The 15,904-nt window shown below is 66.3% G+C and carries 17 protein-coding genes; 5 read left to right on the top strand and 12 right to left on the bottom strand.

The genetic code is table 11. From position 1 onward, the window contains the following. Both rimM and rpsP read right to left on the bottom strand, forming a co-directional pair. Window positions 1-678 carry a ribosome maturation factor RimM gene (gene rimM, locus HWX09_RS04125; RefSeq protein WP_027783883.1) on the bottom strand — a complete coding sequence of 226 codons (678 nt, stop codon included), beginning with the start codon at window positions 676-678 and terminating at the stop codon, window positions 1-3. 42 nt (window positions 679-720) lie between these two features. After that, window positions 721-975: a 30S ribosomal protein S16 gene (gene rpsP, locus HWX09_RS04130; RefSeq protein WP_006476550.1), complete on the bottom strand. Its 255-nt coding sequence runs from the start codon at window positions 973-975 to the stop codon at window positions 721-723. A 152-nt stretch (window positions 976-1,127) separates the two neighbouring features. Here rpsP and HWX09_RS04135 point away from each other — a divergent pair, with 152 nt between their 5' ends. Both HWX09_RS04135 and HWX09_RS04140 read left to right on the top strand, forming a co-directional pair. Beyond that, window positions 1,128-2,276 carry a PQQ-dependent sugar dehydrogenase gene (locus HWX09_RS04135; RefSeq protein WP_027783882.1) on the top strand — a complete coding sequence of 383 codons (1,149 nt, stop codon included), beginning with the start codon at window positions 1,128-1,130 and terminating at the stop codon, window positions 2,274-2,276. Window positions 2,277-2,387: 111 nt separating this feature from the next. Then, window positions 2,388-2,855, top strand: coding sequence for an NINE protein (locus tag HWX09_RS04140; RefSeq protein WP_027783881.1), 468 nt, complete (start codon window positions 2,388-2,390; stop codon window positions 2,853-2,855). A gap of 51 nt (window positions 2,856-2,906) precedes the next feature. Here the strand turns inward: HWX09_RS04140 and HWX09_RS04145 are convergent, their stop codons facing one another. Both HWX09_RS04145 and HWX09_RS04150 read right to left on the bottom strand, forming a co-directional pair. Next, entirely contained in the window at window positions 2,907-4,085 is a 1,179-nt protein-coding gene (locus HWX09_RS04145) for a PA0069 family radical SAM protein (RefSeq protein ID WP_027783880.1), read from the bottom strand. 89 nt (window positions 4,086-4,174) lie between these two features. After that, entirely contained in the window at window positions 4,175-4,663 is a 489-nt protein-coding gene (locus HWX09_RS04150; protein ID WP_027783879.1) for an Lrp/AsnC ligand binding domain-containing protein, read from the bottom strand. 144 nt (window positions 4,664-4,807) lie between these two features. Here HWX09_RS04150 and HWX09_RS04155 point away from each other — a divergent pair, with 144 nt between their 5' ends. Continuing rightward, window positions 4,808-6,094 (top strand): D-amino acid dehydrogenase, encoded by a 1,287-nt coding sequence (locus tag HWX09_RS04155; RefSeq protein ID WP_027783878.1) that lies wholly within the window; start codon window positions 4,808-4,810, stop codon window positions 6,092-6,094. 320 nt (window positions 6,095-6,414) lie between these two features. Here HWX09_RS04155 and HWX09_RS04160 read toward each other — a convergent pair whose 3' ends face one another. The 5 genes from HWX09_RS04160 to HWX09_RS04180 form a co-directional block, all read right to left on the bottom strand. Next, the gene (locus tag HWX09_RS04160; protein ID WP_027783877.1) at window positions 6,415-7,350 is read right to left on the bottom strand and encodes an electron transfer flavoprotein subunit alpha/FixB family protein; all 936 of its coding nucleotides are present in this window, start codon (window positions 7,348-7,350) and stop codon (window positions 6,415-6,417) included. Between the two features lie 16 nt (window positions 7,351-7,366). Next, the gene (locus HWX09_RS04165; protein ID WP_006496532.1) at window positions 7,367-8,116 is read right to left on the bottom strand and encodes an electron transfer flavoprotein subunit beta/FixA family protein; all 750 of its coding nucleotides are present in this window, start codon (window positions 8,114-8,116) and stop codon (window positions 7,367-7,369) included. 227 nt (window positions 8,117-8,343) lie between these two features. Next, the gene (locus tag HWX09_RS04170) at window positions 8,344-9,138 is read right to left on the bottom strand and encodes a MetQ/NlpA family ABC transporter substrate-binding protein (RefSeq protein WP_027783876.1); all 795 of its coding nucleotides are present in this window, start codon (window positions 9,136-9,138) and stop codon (window positions 8,344-8,346) included. 30 nt (window positions 9,139-9,168) lie between these two features. Next, on the bottom strand, window positions 9,169-9,822 hold the full coding sequence (locus HWX09_RS04175; RefSeq protein ID WP_006486982.1) for a methionine ABC transporter permease: 654 nt from the start codon (window positions 9,820-9,822) through the stop codon (window positions 9,169-9,171). Continuing rightward, window positions 9,812-10,846, bottom strand: a complete 1,035-nt coding sequence (locus tag HWX09_RS04180; RefSeq protein WP_027783875.1) for a methionine ABC transporter ATP-binding protein — start codon at window positions 10,844-10,846, stop codon at window positions 9,812-9,814. The genes HWX09_RS04175 and HWX09_RS04180 overlap by 11 nt, the downstream gene beginning before the upstream one ends. Window positions 10,847-11,064: 218 nt before the next feature. Here HWX09_RS04180 and HWX09_RS04185 point away from each other — a divergent pair, with 218 nt between their 5' ends. Then, window positions 11,065-11,970, top strand: coding sequence for an alpha/beta hydrolase (locus HWX09_RS04185; RefSeq protein ID WP_027783874.1), 906 nt, complete (start codon window positions 11,065-11,067; stop codon window positions 11,968-11,970). Window positions 11,971-12,000: 30 nt separating this feature from the next. On the opposite strand, the gene HWX09_RS04190 is transcribed toward HWX09_RS04185, so the two are convergent. Further along, entirely contained in the window at window positions 12,001-12,924 is a 924-nt protein-coding gene (locus tag HWX09_RS04190) for a histone deacetylase family protein (RefSeq protein WP_027783873.1), read from the bottom strand. Window positions 12,925-12,967: 43 nt separating this feature from the next. Between HWX09_RS04190 and mltB the strand changes: the two genes are divergently transcribed. Then, complete coding sequence (mltB, locus tag HWX09_RS04195; protein WP_080681323.1) at window positions 12,968-14,311, top strand: lytic murein transglycosylase B; 1,344 nt, start codon at window positions 12,968-12,970, stop codon at window positions 14,309-14,311. Window positions 14,312-14,385: 74 nt separating this feature from the next. Here mltB and cysM read toward each other — a convergent pair whose 3' ends face one another. Next, window positions 14,386-15,288: a cysteine synthase CysM gene (gene cysM / locus HWX09_RS04200; RefSeq protein ID WP_027783871.1), complete on the bottom strand. Its 903-nt coding sequence runs from the start codon at window positions 15,286-15,288 to the stop codon at window positions 14,386-14,388. Between the two features lie 213 nt (window positions 15,289-15,501). Beyond that, window positions 15,502-15,852 carry a helix-hairpin-helix domain-containing protein gene (locus HWX09_RS04205; protein ID WP_027783870.1) on the bottom strand — a complete coding sequence of 117 codons (351 nt, stop codon included), beginning with the start codon at window positions 15,850-15,852 and terminating at the stop codon, window positions 15,502-15,504. Window positions 15,853-15,904 lie beyond the last annotated feature (52 nt).

Here is a 15,904-nt window from a genome sequence, read left to right on the forward strand (position 1 = left end):
TCAGTAATCGGCTTCCCAGTCGACGACGATGCGACGCGCCGCCTGATCCACCGTTTTGACGTAGACGCCGACGAACGGAATCAACCGCTCGTCGGTGGTCGGCTGACCGTCTTTGCCGGTTGCCGGATATTCGACACGCATGATCGAATGCACGCCGTTGTCGATCATCCCGCTCACCTTCCCGAGCGCCACCGATTGCTCGTTGACGACTTCGAGACCGATCAGGTCGACCCAATAGAATTCGTCCGCGGCCAGTGCCGGGAAATCTTCCCGGCGCACGAACACGCGAAAGCCGCGCATGGACAGCGCAGCATCGCGGTCGCTGACGCCCGCGGGTTGCGCAACGACAGTGTCGCTGTGCGTCTTCGACTGCATGATGCGGACGGAAAGCCGCTCCGCACCGCGTTCCAGCCACCAGCGACGCGCGTTGAGCAGCGCGTCGCCACCGCGACCGGCATCGGCATGCGTCGCCACCTTGACCCAGCCCTTCAGACCGTAGGCGTCGACCACCGCCCCGACCTCGACGGCATCGTCGGGCCAGGCTTGCGTCGCTTCGGGACTGCCTTGTTCGGCAGCCTGACCGGCGTTCGCGACCGTGTCGCGCTCGACCGGCTTGCGGACGAATGCGCCGAACGACGCACGCCCGCGCCTTGCATTACCGGAATCGTGACCCGCCATCAATGCACCTCACAGCCGGCACGACCGGCACACCGTGCCATGTTAGGCAGCCGGTTGCGCCTTTTGCGCTTCCTTCACGAGACGCTGGACGGTCGGCGACAGTTGCGCGCCAACACCTTGCCAGTACGTCAGGCGATCCTGAGCGATACGCAGCGATTCGCCCTTCGTGGCGACCGGGTTGTAGAAGCCGACGCGCTCGATGAAGCGGCCGTCACGACGGTTGCGCGAATCGGTAGCAACGATGTTGTAGAACGGGCGCTTCTTCGAGCCGCCACGAGCCAGACGGATGATAACCATATGATGTCCTTCGGAAAACCGGGTTCGAAACTACTGAAACATGCGATTATAGCCGGAAACCAGAGGTACAACAAACACTTACGCGTAAAAATCCGCGGACGGCCCGTCCGCCGGGCCTACAATCGTCGTGTCCAGACCTGCTCCCGACCGTCATGCCGCACCTTCACGCCACCCCGATGCGCCGCGTGCAGCGCCAATTGGCGGCGCTGCTTGCCGGCCTTGCCTGCGTCGCCCGGCTTGCGTCCGCGCCGGCGTTTGCCGCGTCGCTGCCGGTGAACGAACTCGTCGTGCCGCCCGGCTTCCATGTGAGCGTGCTGACCGACGCCGTACCGGCCGCACGCGAAATGGCGTGGTCGCCGCGCGGCATCCTGTATGTCGGCACGCGGGAGGGCCGCGTCCATGCGTTCGCGATGCAAGAGGGCCGGATCACCGCGCACCACGTAATCGCGTCCGGGCTCGACATGCCCGTCGGCGTCGCCTATCGCGACGGCGCCCTCTATATATCCGCCGTCTCGCGCATCCTGCGTCTCGACCACATCGACGACCGGCTCGCCAGACCACCCGCGCCCATCATCGTGACCGATGCGCTGCCGACCGACCACCATCACGGCTGGAAATTCATCGCGTTCGGCCCCGACGGCAAACTGTACGTGCCGGTTGGCGCGCCGTGCAACGCCTGCCTCGCCGATCGCGGCCGCTACGCGATCATCGCGCGGATGAACGCCGACGGCGGCGGGCGTGAAGTGGTCGCTCGCGGCATACGCAATACGGTCGGCTTTGCGTGGCACCCTGATTCGGGCGAGCTGTGGTTCACCGACAACGGGCGCGACCTGATGGGCGACGACGTACCCGACGACAAGCTGAACCGCGCGCCGCGCACCGGCCTCGACTTCGGCTTCCCATACTGCCACGGCGGCGATACGCCCGACCCCGAATTCGGCGGCGCCGACGCTTGCCGCCATTATGTGCCGCCCGTCCTGAAACTCGGCGCGCACGTCGCGGCACTCGGGATGCGCTTCTATACCGGGCCGATGTTTCCGGCGCCGTATCGCAATAATGTCTTCATTGCCGAACACGGCTCATGGAATCGCAGCACGAAGGTCGGCTACCGCGTGATGCGCGTGGTCGCATCGGCGGACGGCAGCCACGCACGCCAGACCCCGTTCGTGACCGGCTGGTTGCGGCCCGACGGCACCGTATGGGGACGTCCGGCCGATGTATTGCCGCTGCCGGACGGCTCGCTGCTCGTCAGCGACGATTACGCGGGCGCGATCTACCGCGTGACCTATGCGGCACCTTGACGCAGGCGAGGGGTGACCGGGCCCGACCGGGCATCGTAGAATGCGTGCCGGGCCGCGCGCCCGCGCCGGCCTGCCGGCCCCGCCCATGCCAACGACGATACGCCGCCATCCATGTCCAGCAGCACCGCATCGCCCCGCCGCTTCCGCTCCAAGACGCTCACCGCCGCCCTCGCGTTCCTGCTCGGATCGCTCGGCGCGCACCGCTTCTATCTGTACGGTTTTCGCGACGTGTACGGCTGGGCCCACCTGCTCGCGACGATCGTCGGCATCCCGGGCTTCCTCCTGCTCGCCGCAACCCAGCGCAGCGCCGGCCTCGGCTGGTGGCTCGCGCTCCCCGGCGCCATCTCGCTGCTGGCGGCGTTCCTCGCCGCACTCGTCTACGGGCTGCGCCCCGACGAAAAATGGGATGCGCAATTCAACGCGGACACCGGCAAGCACAGCCAGTCGGGCTGGACCGTGATCTTCGTCGTGATCTTCTCGCTGCTGATCGGCGCGTTCCTGTTGATGACCGCACTCGCGCTGTCGTTCCAGACGTACTTCGAATCGCAGGTCGAGGCAGCCAAGCAGATTTCGCAGTAAGCACGACCCATACGGTCGATACGGCATACCGGCGACTGCATGGCTCGCCGGTCAGAACAGGTTCAACTGCATGTCGTCGCGCGGCTTCGCGCCGGCGGCACGAACCGCAACACGCGGCGCCGGCACCGCAGCGGCAGGCGCACCGCTGAACCGCGACAGATCGAGGATGCCGTTCGTGCGTTCGTTCAACCCGAGCCGCTTGACGGCCTGACGGAAGCGCTGCCGCAACAGGTCGGCCCAGATCCCCTCGCCCTTCATCCGTTTCGAGAAATCCGAGTCGTAATCCTTGCCGCCGCGCATGTCGCGCACGCGGTTCATCACGCGCTCCGCACGGTCGGGAAAATGCGCGGCAAGCCAGTGCTTGAACAACGGTGCGACCTCCCACGGCAACCTCAGGATGATGTAGCTCGCGTGCGTCGCCCCGGCTTCCGCGCAGGCCTCCAGCACGCGCTCCATGTCGGGCTCGGTCACGAACGGAATCACCGGTGCAATGCTCACGCCGACCGGCACGCCCGCATCCCGCAGCGCGCGGATCGTGCGCAACCGCCGCGCCGGCGTGGCCGCACGCGGCTCGAGCGTGCGCGCGAGCTCGGCATCGAGCGTCGTGATCGTGACCGCCGCCATCACCTGCCCGCGTTCGGCCATCGGCGCGAGCAGGTCGAGATCGCGCTCGATCAGCGACGATTTCGTGATCGCCGCGAACGGCAGCCCGCGATCGTGCATCACCTGGATCACGCTGCGCGTAATGCGCAGGTCGCGCTCGACCGGCTGGTACGCGTCGGTATTGACGCCGAGCGCGATCGGCTCCGGCACGTAGCGCTTGCGCGAAATCTCGCGCTCGAGCAGTTCGGCTGCGTTCACCTTCGCGTAGATGCGGCTTTCGAAATCGAGCCCCGGCGACAGCCCGAGGTAGCTGTGCGTCGGCCGCGCGAAGCAGTAGATGCAACCGTGCTCGCAGCCGCGATACGGATTGAGCGACACGCTGAACGGAATATCGGGCGACTGATTGTGCGTCAGGATGCTCTTTGCCCGCTCCTCGAAGACCTGCGTACGCAGCGGCGCCGGGAAATCGGCATCGTCGGACTCGTGCGTCCAGCCGTCGTCCACCGCTTCGCGCTGCGCGAGTTCATACCGCCCCTGCAGATTGTCGACCGCGCCGCGCCCCTTGCGGGGCACGGGCGGCGCTACCGGAAATTCGTTGTCGGACCGATCGTCCATGTGCCCACCCATTCGCCTGCACCCAATACTGTACATTTATACAGTATTGGGTGCAGCATGCCAAGGGCGGGATAAAGGGCCCGACAACGGGCGCCGGCGCGTCAGTCGCCGACGGCGATCGTCAGCGTTTCCTTGATTTCTTCCATCACGACATAGCTCTTCGACTGCACGGCGCCGGGCAACTGCAGCAGGATGTCGCCGAGCAGCTTCCGGTAGTCGGCCATCTCGCCGATCCGCGCCTTGATCAGGTAGTCGAAATCGCCGGAGACGAGATGGCATTCGAGCACCTCGTCGATCTTCATCACTTCCCGGCGGAATTGCTCGAACATGTTGCCGCCCTTGTGGCCGAGCGTGATCTCGACGAACACCAGCAGCGCGGCCCCCAATTGCCCCGGGTCGACCCGCGCGTGATAGCCGGTGATCACGCCGTCGCGCTCCATGCGCCGCACGCGCTCGATGCACGGCGTGACAGTCAGCCCGACCTGTTCCGCGAGGTCCTTCATCGCCATCCGGCCGTCGTCCTGGAGCAGTTTCAGGATGCGCCGGTCGAGCTTGTCGAGCGAGCGTACTGGCTGACGTTGCGTTCTCATTTGTTTATGCTGAAAACCAGAAAAATACGATAACAAAAACTGCACATTCGACAATACCATAGCTCAAAAAACTAGATCAGCTAGAGGTTACACGGAGCCGCGGGTGCGCCGGCCTCGACCTGGTCCCTTCCATCTGGAGCAGCTATGCGAGTCGTCATTCTGGGCAGCGGTGTAGTGGGCGTGGCAAGCGCGTATTACCTTGCGCGCGCCGGCCATGAAGTCACTGTGATCGACCGGGAAGCCGGCCCGGCGCAGGAGACGAGCTTCGCGAACGCAGGCCAGATCTCGCCCGGCTATGCCGCGCCGTGGGCCGCGCCCGGCGTGCCGCTGAAGGCCGTCAAGTGGATGTTCGAAAAGCACGCGCCGCTCGCGATTCGCCTCGACGGCACGCGCTTCCAGCTCCAGTGGATGTATCAGATGCTGCGCAACTGCACGGCCGAGCGCTATGCGATCAACAAGGGCCGCATGGTCCGTCTCGCCGAATACAGCCGCGACTGCCTGCAGGCGCTGCGTGCCGATACCGGCATCCAGTACGAAGGCCGCACGGGCGGCACGCTGCAACTGTTCCGCACGCAGCAGCAGCTCGACGGCGCGGCGAAGGACATCGCCGTGCTGCGGGAAGCGAACGTGCCGTTCGAACTGCTGTCGCCGGCCGAACTGAAAAATGCCGAACCGGCGCTCGCCGCCGTCTCGCACAAGCTGACGGGCGGCCTGCGCCTGCCGGGCGACGAAACGGGCGATTGCCAGCTGTTCACGACGCGCCTCGCCGCGCTTGCCGAATCGCTCGGCGTCAAGTTCCGCTACAACACGCCGATCGATGCGCTCGCGATCGCGGGCGGCAAGATCGCCGGCGTGCAGTGCGGCAGCGAGACGGTGCGTGCCGACGCGTACGTCGTCGCGCTCGGCTCGTACTCGACCGGCTTCATCTCGAACCTGATGAAGATTCCCGTCTATCCGCTCAAGGGCTATTCGATCACCGCGCCGATCGTCAACGAAGCCGCCGCGCCCGTGTCGACCGTGCTCGACGAGACCTACAAGATCGCGATCACGCGCTTCGACCAGCGCATCCGCGTCGGCGGCATGGCGGAAATCGTCGGTTTCGACAAGAAGCTGCGCGCGGCGCGTCGCGAAACGCTCGAGATGTGCGTGAACGATCTGTTCCCGGGCGGCGGCGACACGTCGAAGGCCACGTTCTGGACGGGCCTGCGCCCGATGACGCCGGACGGCACGCCGATCGTCGGCCGCACGCCGGTGTCGAACCTGTTCCTGAACACCGGCCACGGCACGCTCGGCTGGACGATGTCGTGCGGCTCGGGCCAACTGCTCGCGGATCTGATCTCGGGCAAGATGCCCGCGATCCAGGCCGACGACCTGTCGGTGCATCGTTACCTGAAGGACGTGCCCGGCCAGACGCGCCCGGCATACGCGTAAATGGGAGCGGCCCGCAGCGATGCGGGCCGCTTGCATCAGCGAGAAAGGCGCCCGAGGGCGCCTTTCTCGTTTCGGCGACTGCGACTGCGAGTGTCGACTCGGCTGGAGGCTTCAGTCGACGTGCGCGTCCTGTCGTCGCGCGGCGGTCAAAATCGACGTTCCTAGTCGTGCATGCGCGACGATACGTTTCGCACGGCACGGTACGATCCGGCCTCTTCCAGACGAACGACGCTCGCTCCTCTTCCGCGACGACACAACAAAAAAGGGGCGCTCGTCGCGCCCCTCTTCTCGTGTGCTTACCGCTGAAGCGTCACGCCGCGTCAGCCGAGCTCGGTCACGAGTTCCGGCACGAGCGCGAACAGGTCGCCGACGAGGCCGTAATCGGCCACGCTGAAGATCGGCGCTTCCGGATCCTTGTTGATCGCGACGATCACCTTCGAATCCTTCATGCCGGCCAGATGCTGGATCGCACCCGAGATGCCGACCGCGATGTACAGCTGCGGCGCGACGATCTTGCCGGTCTGGCCGACCTGGTAGTCGTTCGGCACGTAGCCGGCGTCGACTGCCGCGCGCGATGCGCCGAGCGCCGCCGACAGCTTGTCCGCCAGCGGCTCCAGCACCTTCGTGTAGTTCTCGCCGCTACCCAGACCGCGGCCGCCCGACACGATGATCTTCGCGCTGGTCAGCTCCGGACGGTCCAGCTTCGTCACCTCGCGGCTCACGAACTGCGACTTGCCTGCGTCGGCTGCCGCTTCGATCTTCTCGACCGCCGCGCTGCCGCCTTCGGCCGCAACCGGATCGAAGCCCGTCGCACGCACCGTGATGACCTTGATCGGGTCGCTCGACTGCACCGTCGCGATCGCGTTGCCCGCGTAGATCGGGCGCTCGAACGTGTCGGCCGAATCGACCGCCGTGATGTCCGAAATCTGCGCGACGTCCAGCTTCGCGGCGATACGCGGCGCGATGTTCTTGCCGTACGCGGTGGCCGGCGCGAGGATGTGCGAGTAATCCTTCGCGATGTTCAGCGCGGTCGCCTCGACGTTTTCCGCCAGGCCTTCGGCCAGTTGCGGCGCGTCGGCCAGCAGCACCTTCGACACACCCGCGATCTTCGCTGCCGCGTCGGCCGCCGCTTGCGCGTTGTGGCCCGCGACCAGCACGTGGATGTCGCCGCCAATCTTCGCAGCCGCCGCCACCGTGTTCAGCGTCGCGGCCTTGACCGACGCGTTGTCGTGTTCTGCAATCACCAGAATCGTCATTTCTTTGCGCTCCTTCTTACAGCACCTTGGCTTCGGTCTTCAGCTTCTCGACCAGCGTCTTCACGTCCGGCACCTTCACACCGGCCGCGCGCTTCGGCGGCTCGACCACCTTCAGCGTCTTCAGACGCGGCGCGACGTCCACGCCGAGGTCTTCCGGCTTCACGGTTTCCAGCGGCTTCTTCTTCGCCTTCATGATGTTCGGCAGCGTCACGTAGCGCGGCTCGTTCAGGCGCAGGTCGGTCGTGACCACCGCCGGCAGCGTCAGCGACAGCGTTTCCGCGCCGCCGTCGACTTCACGCGCAACGGTTGCCTTGCCGTCGGCCACCGTCACCTTCGACGCGAACGTCGCTTGCGGCAGACCGGCCAGCGCGGCCAGCATCTGGCCCGTCTGGTTCGAATCGTCGTCGATCGCCTGCTTGCCGAGGATCACCAGTTGCGGCTGCTCCTTGTCGACCAGCGCCTTCAGGATCTTCGCGACGGCCAGCGGCTCGACGCTGTCGTTCGACTCGACGAGGATCGCGCGGTCCGCGCCGATCGCCAGCGCCGTGCGCAGCGTTTCCTGCGCTTGCGTGACGCCCACCGACACCGCGATCACTTCGGTCGCGACGCCTGCTTCCTTCAGCCGCACGGCTTCTTCCACCGCGATTTCGTCGAACGGGTTCATCGACATCTTCACGTTCGCGATGTCGACGCCCGTGTTGTCCGACTTCACGCGGACCTTCACGTTGTAATCGACCACTCTTTTCACTGGCACCAGGATTTTCATGCACACGCTCCAAAGTTACGAATACGACCAGAGGCCATTTTATAGTGAGGCCTCGTGACTGCGCGGCCAGGCGGACCCAACCATCATGGTTGTCGAGGATACCGCTTCTTGGCGACGCGCCAATGATAGCGAACGGTCGTTCTATTTTAAAAGAGAAAAAACCCGGACGCAAAGCCCGGGTTTTCGATCATCGACTCTAATCCCGCCGGGCGTCCGTGCTGCGCCCGTTACCAGGCAGCAATGACCGCGCCGCCGAACTTGCCTTCGATGAACTGCTTCACGTCGGCCGAGTGATACGCGGCAATCAGCTTGGCGACCCACGGCTTGTTCCGGTCCGCTTCGCGGATCGCGAGGATGTTCGCGTACGGGCCGTTCGGGCCCTCGATCGCGATCGCGTCCTGCTTCGGTTTCAACCCCGCTTCCATCGCGTAGTTGGTATTGATCGCGGCCGCGTCGACGTCGCCGAGCGAGCGCGGGATCTGCGCCGCGTCGAGCTCGACGATCTTCAGCTTGCGCGGATTGTCGACGATATCGAGCGGCGTCGCCTTCAGCCCCGCGTCTGCGCGCAGTTTCAGCAGCTCCTGCTTCTGCAGCAACAGCAGCGCGCGGCCGCCGTTGGTCGGATCGTTCGGCACCGCGACGCGCGCGCCCGGCTTCAGTTCGGCGAGCGACTTCAGGCGCTTCGAATAGATGCCCATCGGGAACGTGACGGTGTCCGCGACCTTGATCAGCTTGTAGCCGCGATCCTTCACCTGCGCCTGCAGATACGGATCGTGCTGGTAGCTGTTCGCGTCGAGGTCGCCCGACGCGAGCGCGGCGTTCGGCTGCACGTAATCGGAGAATTCGACGATGCGAATCTCCAGGCCGTTCTTCGCCGCGACCTTCTTCACCACTTCCATGATCTGCGCGTGCGGGCCGCCCGTCACACCCACCTTGATGGTTTCGGCCTGGGCATGCGCGCCCGCGAACAGCGCGGCCGCACCCAGCGCCGCCGCAAACTTCAGCATGAAGCGTCGTTGCATCGTGTCTTCCCCTGTCGAATCGGTTTGGTCTTATTTGTGGCTCAGCCGGCGCACCAGCCAGTCGCCGAACGATTGCACGATCTGCACGAACACGATCAGGATCGCGACGACCGTCCACATCACTTCCGGCAGATAGCGCTGGTAGCCGTAGCGGATCCCGAGATCGCCGAGCCCGCCGCCGCCGATCGCGCCCGCCATCGCCGAATAACCGACCAGCGACACGAACGTGATCGTCAGGCCCGCGACGACGCCCGGCAGCGATTCGGGCAACAGCACCTTGAATACGATCTGCGACGTGGTCGCGCCCATCGACTGCGCGGCCTCGATCAGCCCGCGGTCGACCTCGCGCAGCGCCGTTTCGACGAGACGTGCGATGAACGGCGCGGCCGCGAGCGTCAGCGGCACGACCGCCGCGGCCGTGCCGATCGACGAACCGGTGACGAGCCGCGTGAACGGAATCACCGCGACCAGCAGGATGATGAACGGCGTCGAGCGGACCGCGTTCACGATGCCGCCGAGCACGCGATTCACCGCCAGGTTCTGCAGCACGCCCTGGCGGTCGGTCAGGTAGAGCAGCACGCCGAGCGGCAGGCCGACGAGCGCGCCGACCGCCCCGGAGATGCCGACCATGATCAGCGTCTCCCAGAACGACTGCACGAACATATCGAACATCTCACTCAACATACGAAAGCTCCTCTACCACCACACCTTGCTCGCGCAGGAACGCGAGCGCCTGCCCGACCTTGCCCGGCTCGCCGCCCGCGAGCACCGCGAGCGAACCGAATGCCTGCCCCTGGATCTCGTCGATCTGGCCGTGCAGGATGTTGAAATCGAGTTCGTACCGGCGGATCGTCTCCGACAGGATCGGCTGGTCGACACCCGAGCCCGTGAACGCGAGCCGCAGCAGATGCCCGCTGCCCGTCTTCAGCCGCTCGGCCACGCGCGCCTTCATGGCAGGCGGCAGTTCCTGCGCGATCACGTCGCCGATCAGCGCGCGCGTCACTTCGTGATGCGGCTGCAGGAATACGTCGATCACGCGGCCTTCCTCGACCACGCGCCCCGCGTCGAGCACCGCGACGCGATCGCAGACCTGCTTGATCACTTCCATCTGGTGCGTGATCAGCACGATCGTCAGGCCGAGCTCGCGGTTGATGCGCTTCAGCAGATCGAGGATCGAACGCGTGGTTTCGGGATCGAGCGCGGACGTCGCTTCGTCCGACAGCAGCACCTTCGGCTGGCTCGCCAGCGCGCGGGCGATGCCGACGCGCTGCTTCTGGCCACCGCTGATCTGCGCCGGATAGCGATCCTTCTGCGCGGACAGCCCGACCAGGTCGAGCAGCGGCAACACGGCGGCCTCGATCTCGGCACGGCTCGCGCCGGCCAGCTCGAGCGGCAGCGCGACGTTGTCGAACACCGTGCGCGACGACAGCAGGTTGAAGTGCTGGAAGATCATGCCGATCTCGCGGCGTGCCTCGCGCAGCGCACCGGCCGACAGCAGCATCAGATCGCGCCCGCCGACGACGACGTTGCCTTCGGTCGGCCGCGTGAGCAGGTTGATGGTGCGCACGAGCGTGCTCTTGCCGGCGCCGCTTCGGCCGATGATGCCGAACACCTCGCCTTGCGGGATCGTCAGGTTGACGTTGCGCAACGCTTCGACCCAGCCGCCCGGGCCGGGGAAACGCTGCGAAAGATTGCGTAATTCGATCATGTAAACAAAACGGCGGCCGGCCGGCGAGTTGGCCCGCCAGTCGGCCGCCGATGCATCTGGAATAGCCGGCGATTTTACCGCAAACCCCTCATTCCCCTTAATAATCGATTTCGATCTTTTCATAACCAGACGAAATTAGAGGAGCGCCGCTTCGCCCGCGCGGGAAGGCCGCGACTATGATCGGGAACACACTTGCCAACGAACCGGAGACACGCCCGATGAGCGCCACCACCACGCCGGCCGCCGTACCCGCCGCCACCGCCGGATCGGCGCCGCACATGGGCCGGCTGCGTACCGCGGACGGGCTCGAACTGGCGTCGTACCGCTGGCCGGCCGGCGACGGCAGCGCGCCGCCGCGCGCGACGATCGCGCTGGTGCACGGCCTCGCCGAACACGCGGGCCGCTATGCCGCGCTCGCCGGTCGGCTGAACGCAGCCGGCGTCGACGTGCTTGCGATCGATCTGCGCGGGCATGGCCAGTCGCCCGGCAAACGCGTATGGGTCGAGCGTTTCGACGGCTACCTGAACGATGCGGATGCACTGGTCGCCGAAGCCGCGCGCGGCGATGCGCCGCTGTTCCTGATGGGGCACAGCATGGGCGGCGCGGTCGCGGCGCTCTATGCGATCGAGCGTGCACCGGCTCGCGGCCACGCACTGGCCGGCCTCGTGCTGTCGAGCCCGGCGCTTGCACCGGGGCGCGACGTGCCGCGCTGGATGCTTGCGGTCAGCCGCCTCATCAGCCGTGCGTGGCCCACTTTCCCCGCGATCAAGATCGATGCGGCCCTGCTGTCGCGCGATCCGGCCGTCGTCGCGGCCAATCGCGCCGACCCGCTCGTGCATCACGGCGCCGTGCCCGCACGCACTGGCGCGGAAATCCTCGATGCGATGGCGCGCATCGAGAACGGCCGCGGCGCGCTACGCGTGCCGGTGCTCGTCTATCACGGCACCGAGGACGAGCTGACCGAACCCGATGGCAGCCGCGCGTTCGGCGCGCGTGTGGGCTCGCCCGATCGTACGCTGACGCTGTACGAAGGCGGCTTCCATGAAACGATGAACGATCTCGAACGCGACCGCGTGATCGACGCGCTGATCGCCTGGATTCATGCGCGCGTGCCGGCGCGTTGAGCGCGCCCGGCCCGGCCGGTCAAGCGGAAATCAGATACCGGCCAGCACGCGCAGGTGCGCGACGACGCTGCGCCCGAGCGCGGACAGGTTGTAGCCGCCCTCGAGGCAGCTGACGATACGGCCCAGCGCATGCCGGCGCGCCACGTCGACGATCCGCGCGGTCAGCCATTCGAAGTCGGCTTCGACGAGGCCGAGATTGCCGATGTCGTCCTCGCGATGCGCATCGAAGCCGGCCGACACGAACAGCATCTGCGGCTTGAACGCGTCGAGGCGCGGCAGCCAGAACATGTCGACGGCTTCGCGGATCGCCATGCCGTTGCTGCGTGCCGGCATCGGCAGATTGACCATGTTCGGCGCCTGATGATCGACGCCCGAGAACGGATACAGCGGATGCTGGAAGAAGCTGCACATCAGCACGCGCTCGTCATTCGCGAACGCCGCCTCGGTGCCGTTGCCGTGATGCACGTCGAAATCGATGATCGCGACACGCTCGATGCCATGCACGTCGAGCGCGTGCCGTGCGGCGATCGCGACGTTGTTGAAGAAGCAGAAGCCCATCGCGCGCGCAGGCTCCGCATGGTGGCCGGGCGGACGGACGCCGCAGAACGCATTCGCATAGCGGCCTTCGATCACCGCGTCGGTCGCCGCGATCGCGGCGCCGGCCGCACGCAGTGCCGCGCGCCACGTGTCGCGATTCATCAGCGTGTCGGGATCGATCTCGACGTAACCGTCGACCGGCGTCATGCTCCGGATGTAGTCGATGTGCGCCTGCGTGTGCACACGGCCCAGCGCGACCTCGCTCGCGAACGGCGCGGTTTCGTGCACGATCAGGTCGTCGATGCGGCTCGCAATCAGTTGATCCTGGATCGCCGACAGGCGCGCCGGACATTCCGGATGCCATTCCCCCATCTCGTGCAGCATGCAGTCGGGGTGCGTATAGAAAGCGGTTGCCATAAGCTGTCATCCGCGGCGCACGGTGCGTCGCAGGTCTCCCTCAATGATGTCCATCGTCTGCCGCGAATTCGCCGCTAACTTACCACAACGAGGGCCGACATCGGCCCGGCGCGCCGGATGCGTCGGGTATACTGCGCCGAACACAATCGCCCTGTCCGCCCGCTTCGACATGAATCCCAGCAAGCCTGCCGTCCTTCTCTCCGCGCTGTTTCGCGTTCGCGCTCCGCTCGTCGCCGCTGCCCTCGCCGCGGCCCTCGGCACCGCGCCGGCCGTGGCGCAGACGCAGCCCGCGAAGCCCGCCGGCACGCTCGTCGCCCAGGCCCAGCCGCAGCAGCCGACGCCGCAAGGCCAGACCTTCGAAGAGGAAATCGTTCCGCAGCGTTATGCGAACAACGCGAAGGTCGACGCGTTCATCGACGAGATGGTGAGCCGCAACGGCTTCGATTCGGCGAGCCTGCATGCGCTGTTCTCGCGCATCAGCTACTCGGCGACGGCCGTCAAGCTCGTGAGGCCGGCCCCGTCGCCGACGGTCAAGAACTGGCGCGTCTATCGCTCGCGCTTCATCGAGCCGATCCGCATCAACGCGGGCGTGAAGTTCTGGAAGGCGAACCAGGCCACCCTGCAGCGCGCGTCCGAGCAGTTCGGCGTGCCGCCCGAGGTGATCGTCGGCATCATCGGCGTCGAGACCATCTACGGCCGCTACATGGGCAATTTCCGCGTGCTCGACGCGCTGACGACGCTCACGTTCGACTACCCGGACACGCCGAATCGCGACAGCCGCCAGGCCACGTTCCGCAAGAACCTCGAAGACTTCCTGGTCTGGACCCGCGACAACCAGCTCGACCCCACCACCGTGCTCGGCTCGTACACCGGCGCGATCGGGATTCCGCAGTTCCTGCCGAGCAGCATCCGCGAATATGCGGTCGACTTCGACGGCACGGGTCACGTCGATCTGCGCAGCAGTCCTGTCGATGCGATCGGCAGCGTCGCGAACTACCTGAAGCAGCACGGCTGGGAAACCGACCGCCCGGTGGTCTGGCAGATCACGCCCGATACAGGCAGCCTGGGCATCGCACAGGCCGCCGCCGACGGCCAGCCCGAACCGCACTGGGCGCTGTCGCAACTGCTGCGCGCGGGCATGACGTTGAACGAGCCGACGGTCAACATCACGACCGAAGCCGGCACGCCGGTAACCGTGGTCGATCTGCCGACGCCGGGGCGCGCGACCGAATACATGATTGGCCTGAAGAACTTCTACGTGCTGACGCGCTACAACCGCAGTTTCTTCTACGCGCTCACCGTGTACCAGCTCGGCGAGGCCGTGAAAGCGCAGATGGAAGCGAGCGGTGCGCTGCCACCCGCCGCTGCCCAGACGCAGCCGCAGTAAGCACGGGCCGCCCAAAGAAAAAACGCCGCGGAAGCGGCGTTTTTTATCGATGCGCGAATCGCGCACCCTCTCGCTCAGGCGGGAAACACGCCCGTGGACAGGTAGCGGTCGCCGCGATCGCAGACGATGAACACGATCGTCGCGTTCTCGACCTGACGCGCGATGCGCATCGCGACTTCGCATGCGCCGCCCGACGAAATGCCCGCGAAGATGCCTTCGACCGCCGCGAGCCGGCGCGTCATCGTTTCCGACGCGGCCTGACTCACGTTCTCGACGCGGTCGATGCGGCTGCGATCGAAGATGGTCGGCATGTACGCTTCCGGCCACTTGCGGATGCCGGGAATACGCGAGCCGTCTTCCGGCTGCGCACCGACGATCTCGACCGCCGGATTCTGTTCCTTCAGGTAGCGCGACGTGCCCATGATCGTGCCCGTCGTGCCCATGGCGGACACGAAGTGCGTGATGCGCCCTTCGGTATCGCGCCAGATCTCCGGCCCCGTTCCTTCGTAGTGCGCGACGGGATTGTCGGGGTTGCCGAACTGATCGAGGATCACGCCCTTGCCTTCGCGCTGCATCTGCTCCGCGAGGTCGCGCGCCAGCTCCATCCCGCCCTTCACCGGCGTCAGGATGATTTCGGCGCCATAAGCCGCCATGCTCTGGCGGCGCTCGACCGACAGATCCTCCGGCATGACCAGCACCATCTTGTAGCCGCGGATCGCCGCGGCCATCGCGAGCGCGATGCCCGTGTTGCCGCTCGTCGCCTCGATCAGCGTATCGCCCGGCTTGATGCGCCCGCGCGCCTCGGCCTTGCTGATCATCGACAGCGCCGGGCGATCCTTCACGGAACCGGCCGGATTGTTGCCCTCGAGCTTCGCGAGCACCACGTTGTTGCGGGCACGAATCTCGTCGTCCGGCAGGCGGACCAGTTGCACGAGCGGCGTATTGCCGATCGTGTCTTCGATAGTTTTGTAAGCCATGGATATACCGTGAGTACGAGGCCGATCAATCGGTCGATTGTAAACCAGCACCGGCACGCGCGCCGGCAACCCCATTGCAACGATGGAATACGCGTGCCGCGCGGGTCGCGATCGCCGCGCATGCCGCCCCACGCAAAAAACCCGCGGCATGCCGCGGGAAGCCGTCGCAACGACGGCGACTGAAGGAGCCGTTTGTCGGGTACGCGCGACCCGTTACTTCTGCGCGGTGCGAGCCGGTGCGGCGGCAGGTTTCGCTGCCGCCGGCTTGCCTGCGGCCGACGGCGTCGTGCCCGCGGCGGCCGCCGCCGCGCCGATCGTCAACCCTTCCTGCTGAAGCCGCTCGACGGTATGCCCGCCCATGCCCTTCACGCGCGTGGCGAGATCGTCCGCATTCCTGAACGGCCCGTGTGCGCCGCGCTCGTCGAGAATCGCCTTCGCCCGCGCCGGACCGATGCCCTTGATGCCGACGAGCGCATCCTCGTTCGCCGTGTTGACGTCGACGGCAGCCCAGGCCGACGCCACTGCGCCGAGCATGACCGCTGCGGCAAACCATTTCCTGATCATGTGCTGGATCTCCGAAGTAAAACGGCCGGCGGCTGCCGACCGTGAGACCCAG

This window comes from Burkholderia sp. BCC1208, assembly GCF_902833095.1.
In the GTDB taxonomy this organism is placed as follows: Bacteria; Pseudomonadota; Gammaproteobacteria; order Burkholderiales; family Burkholderiaceae; genus Burkholderia.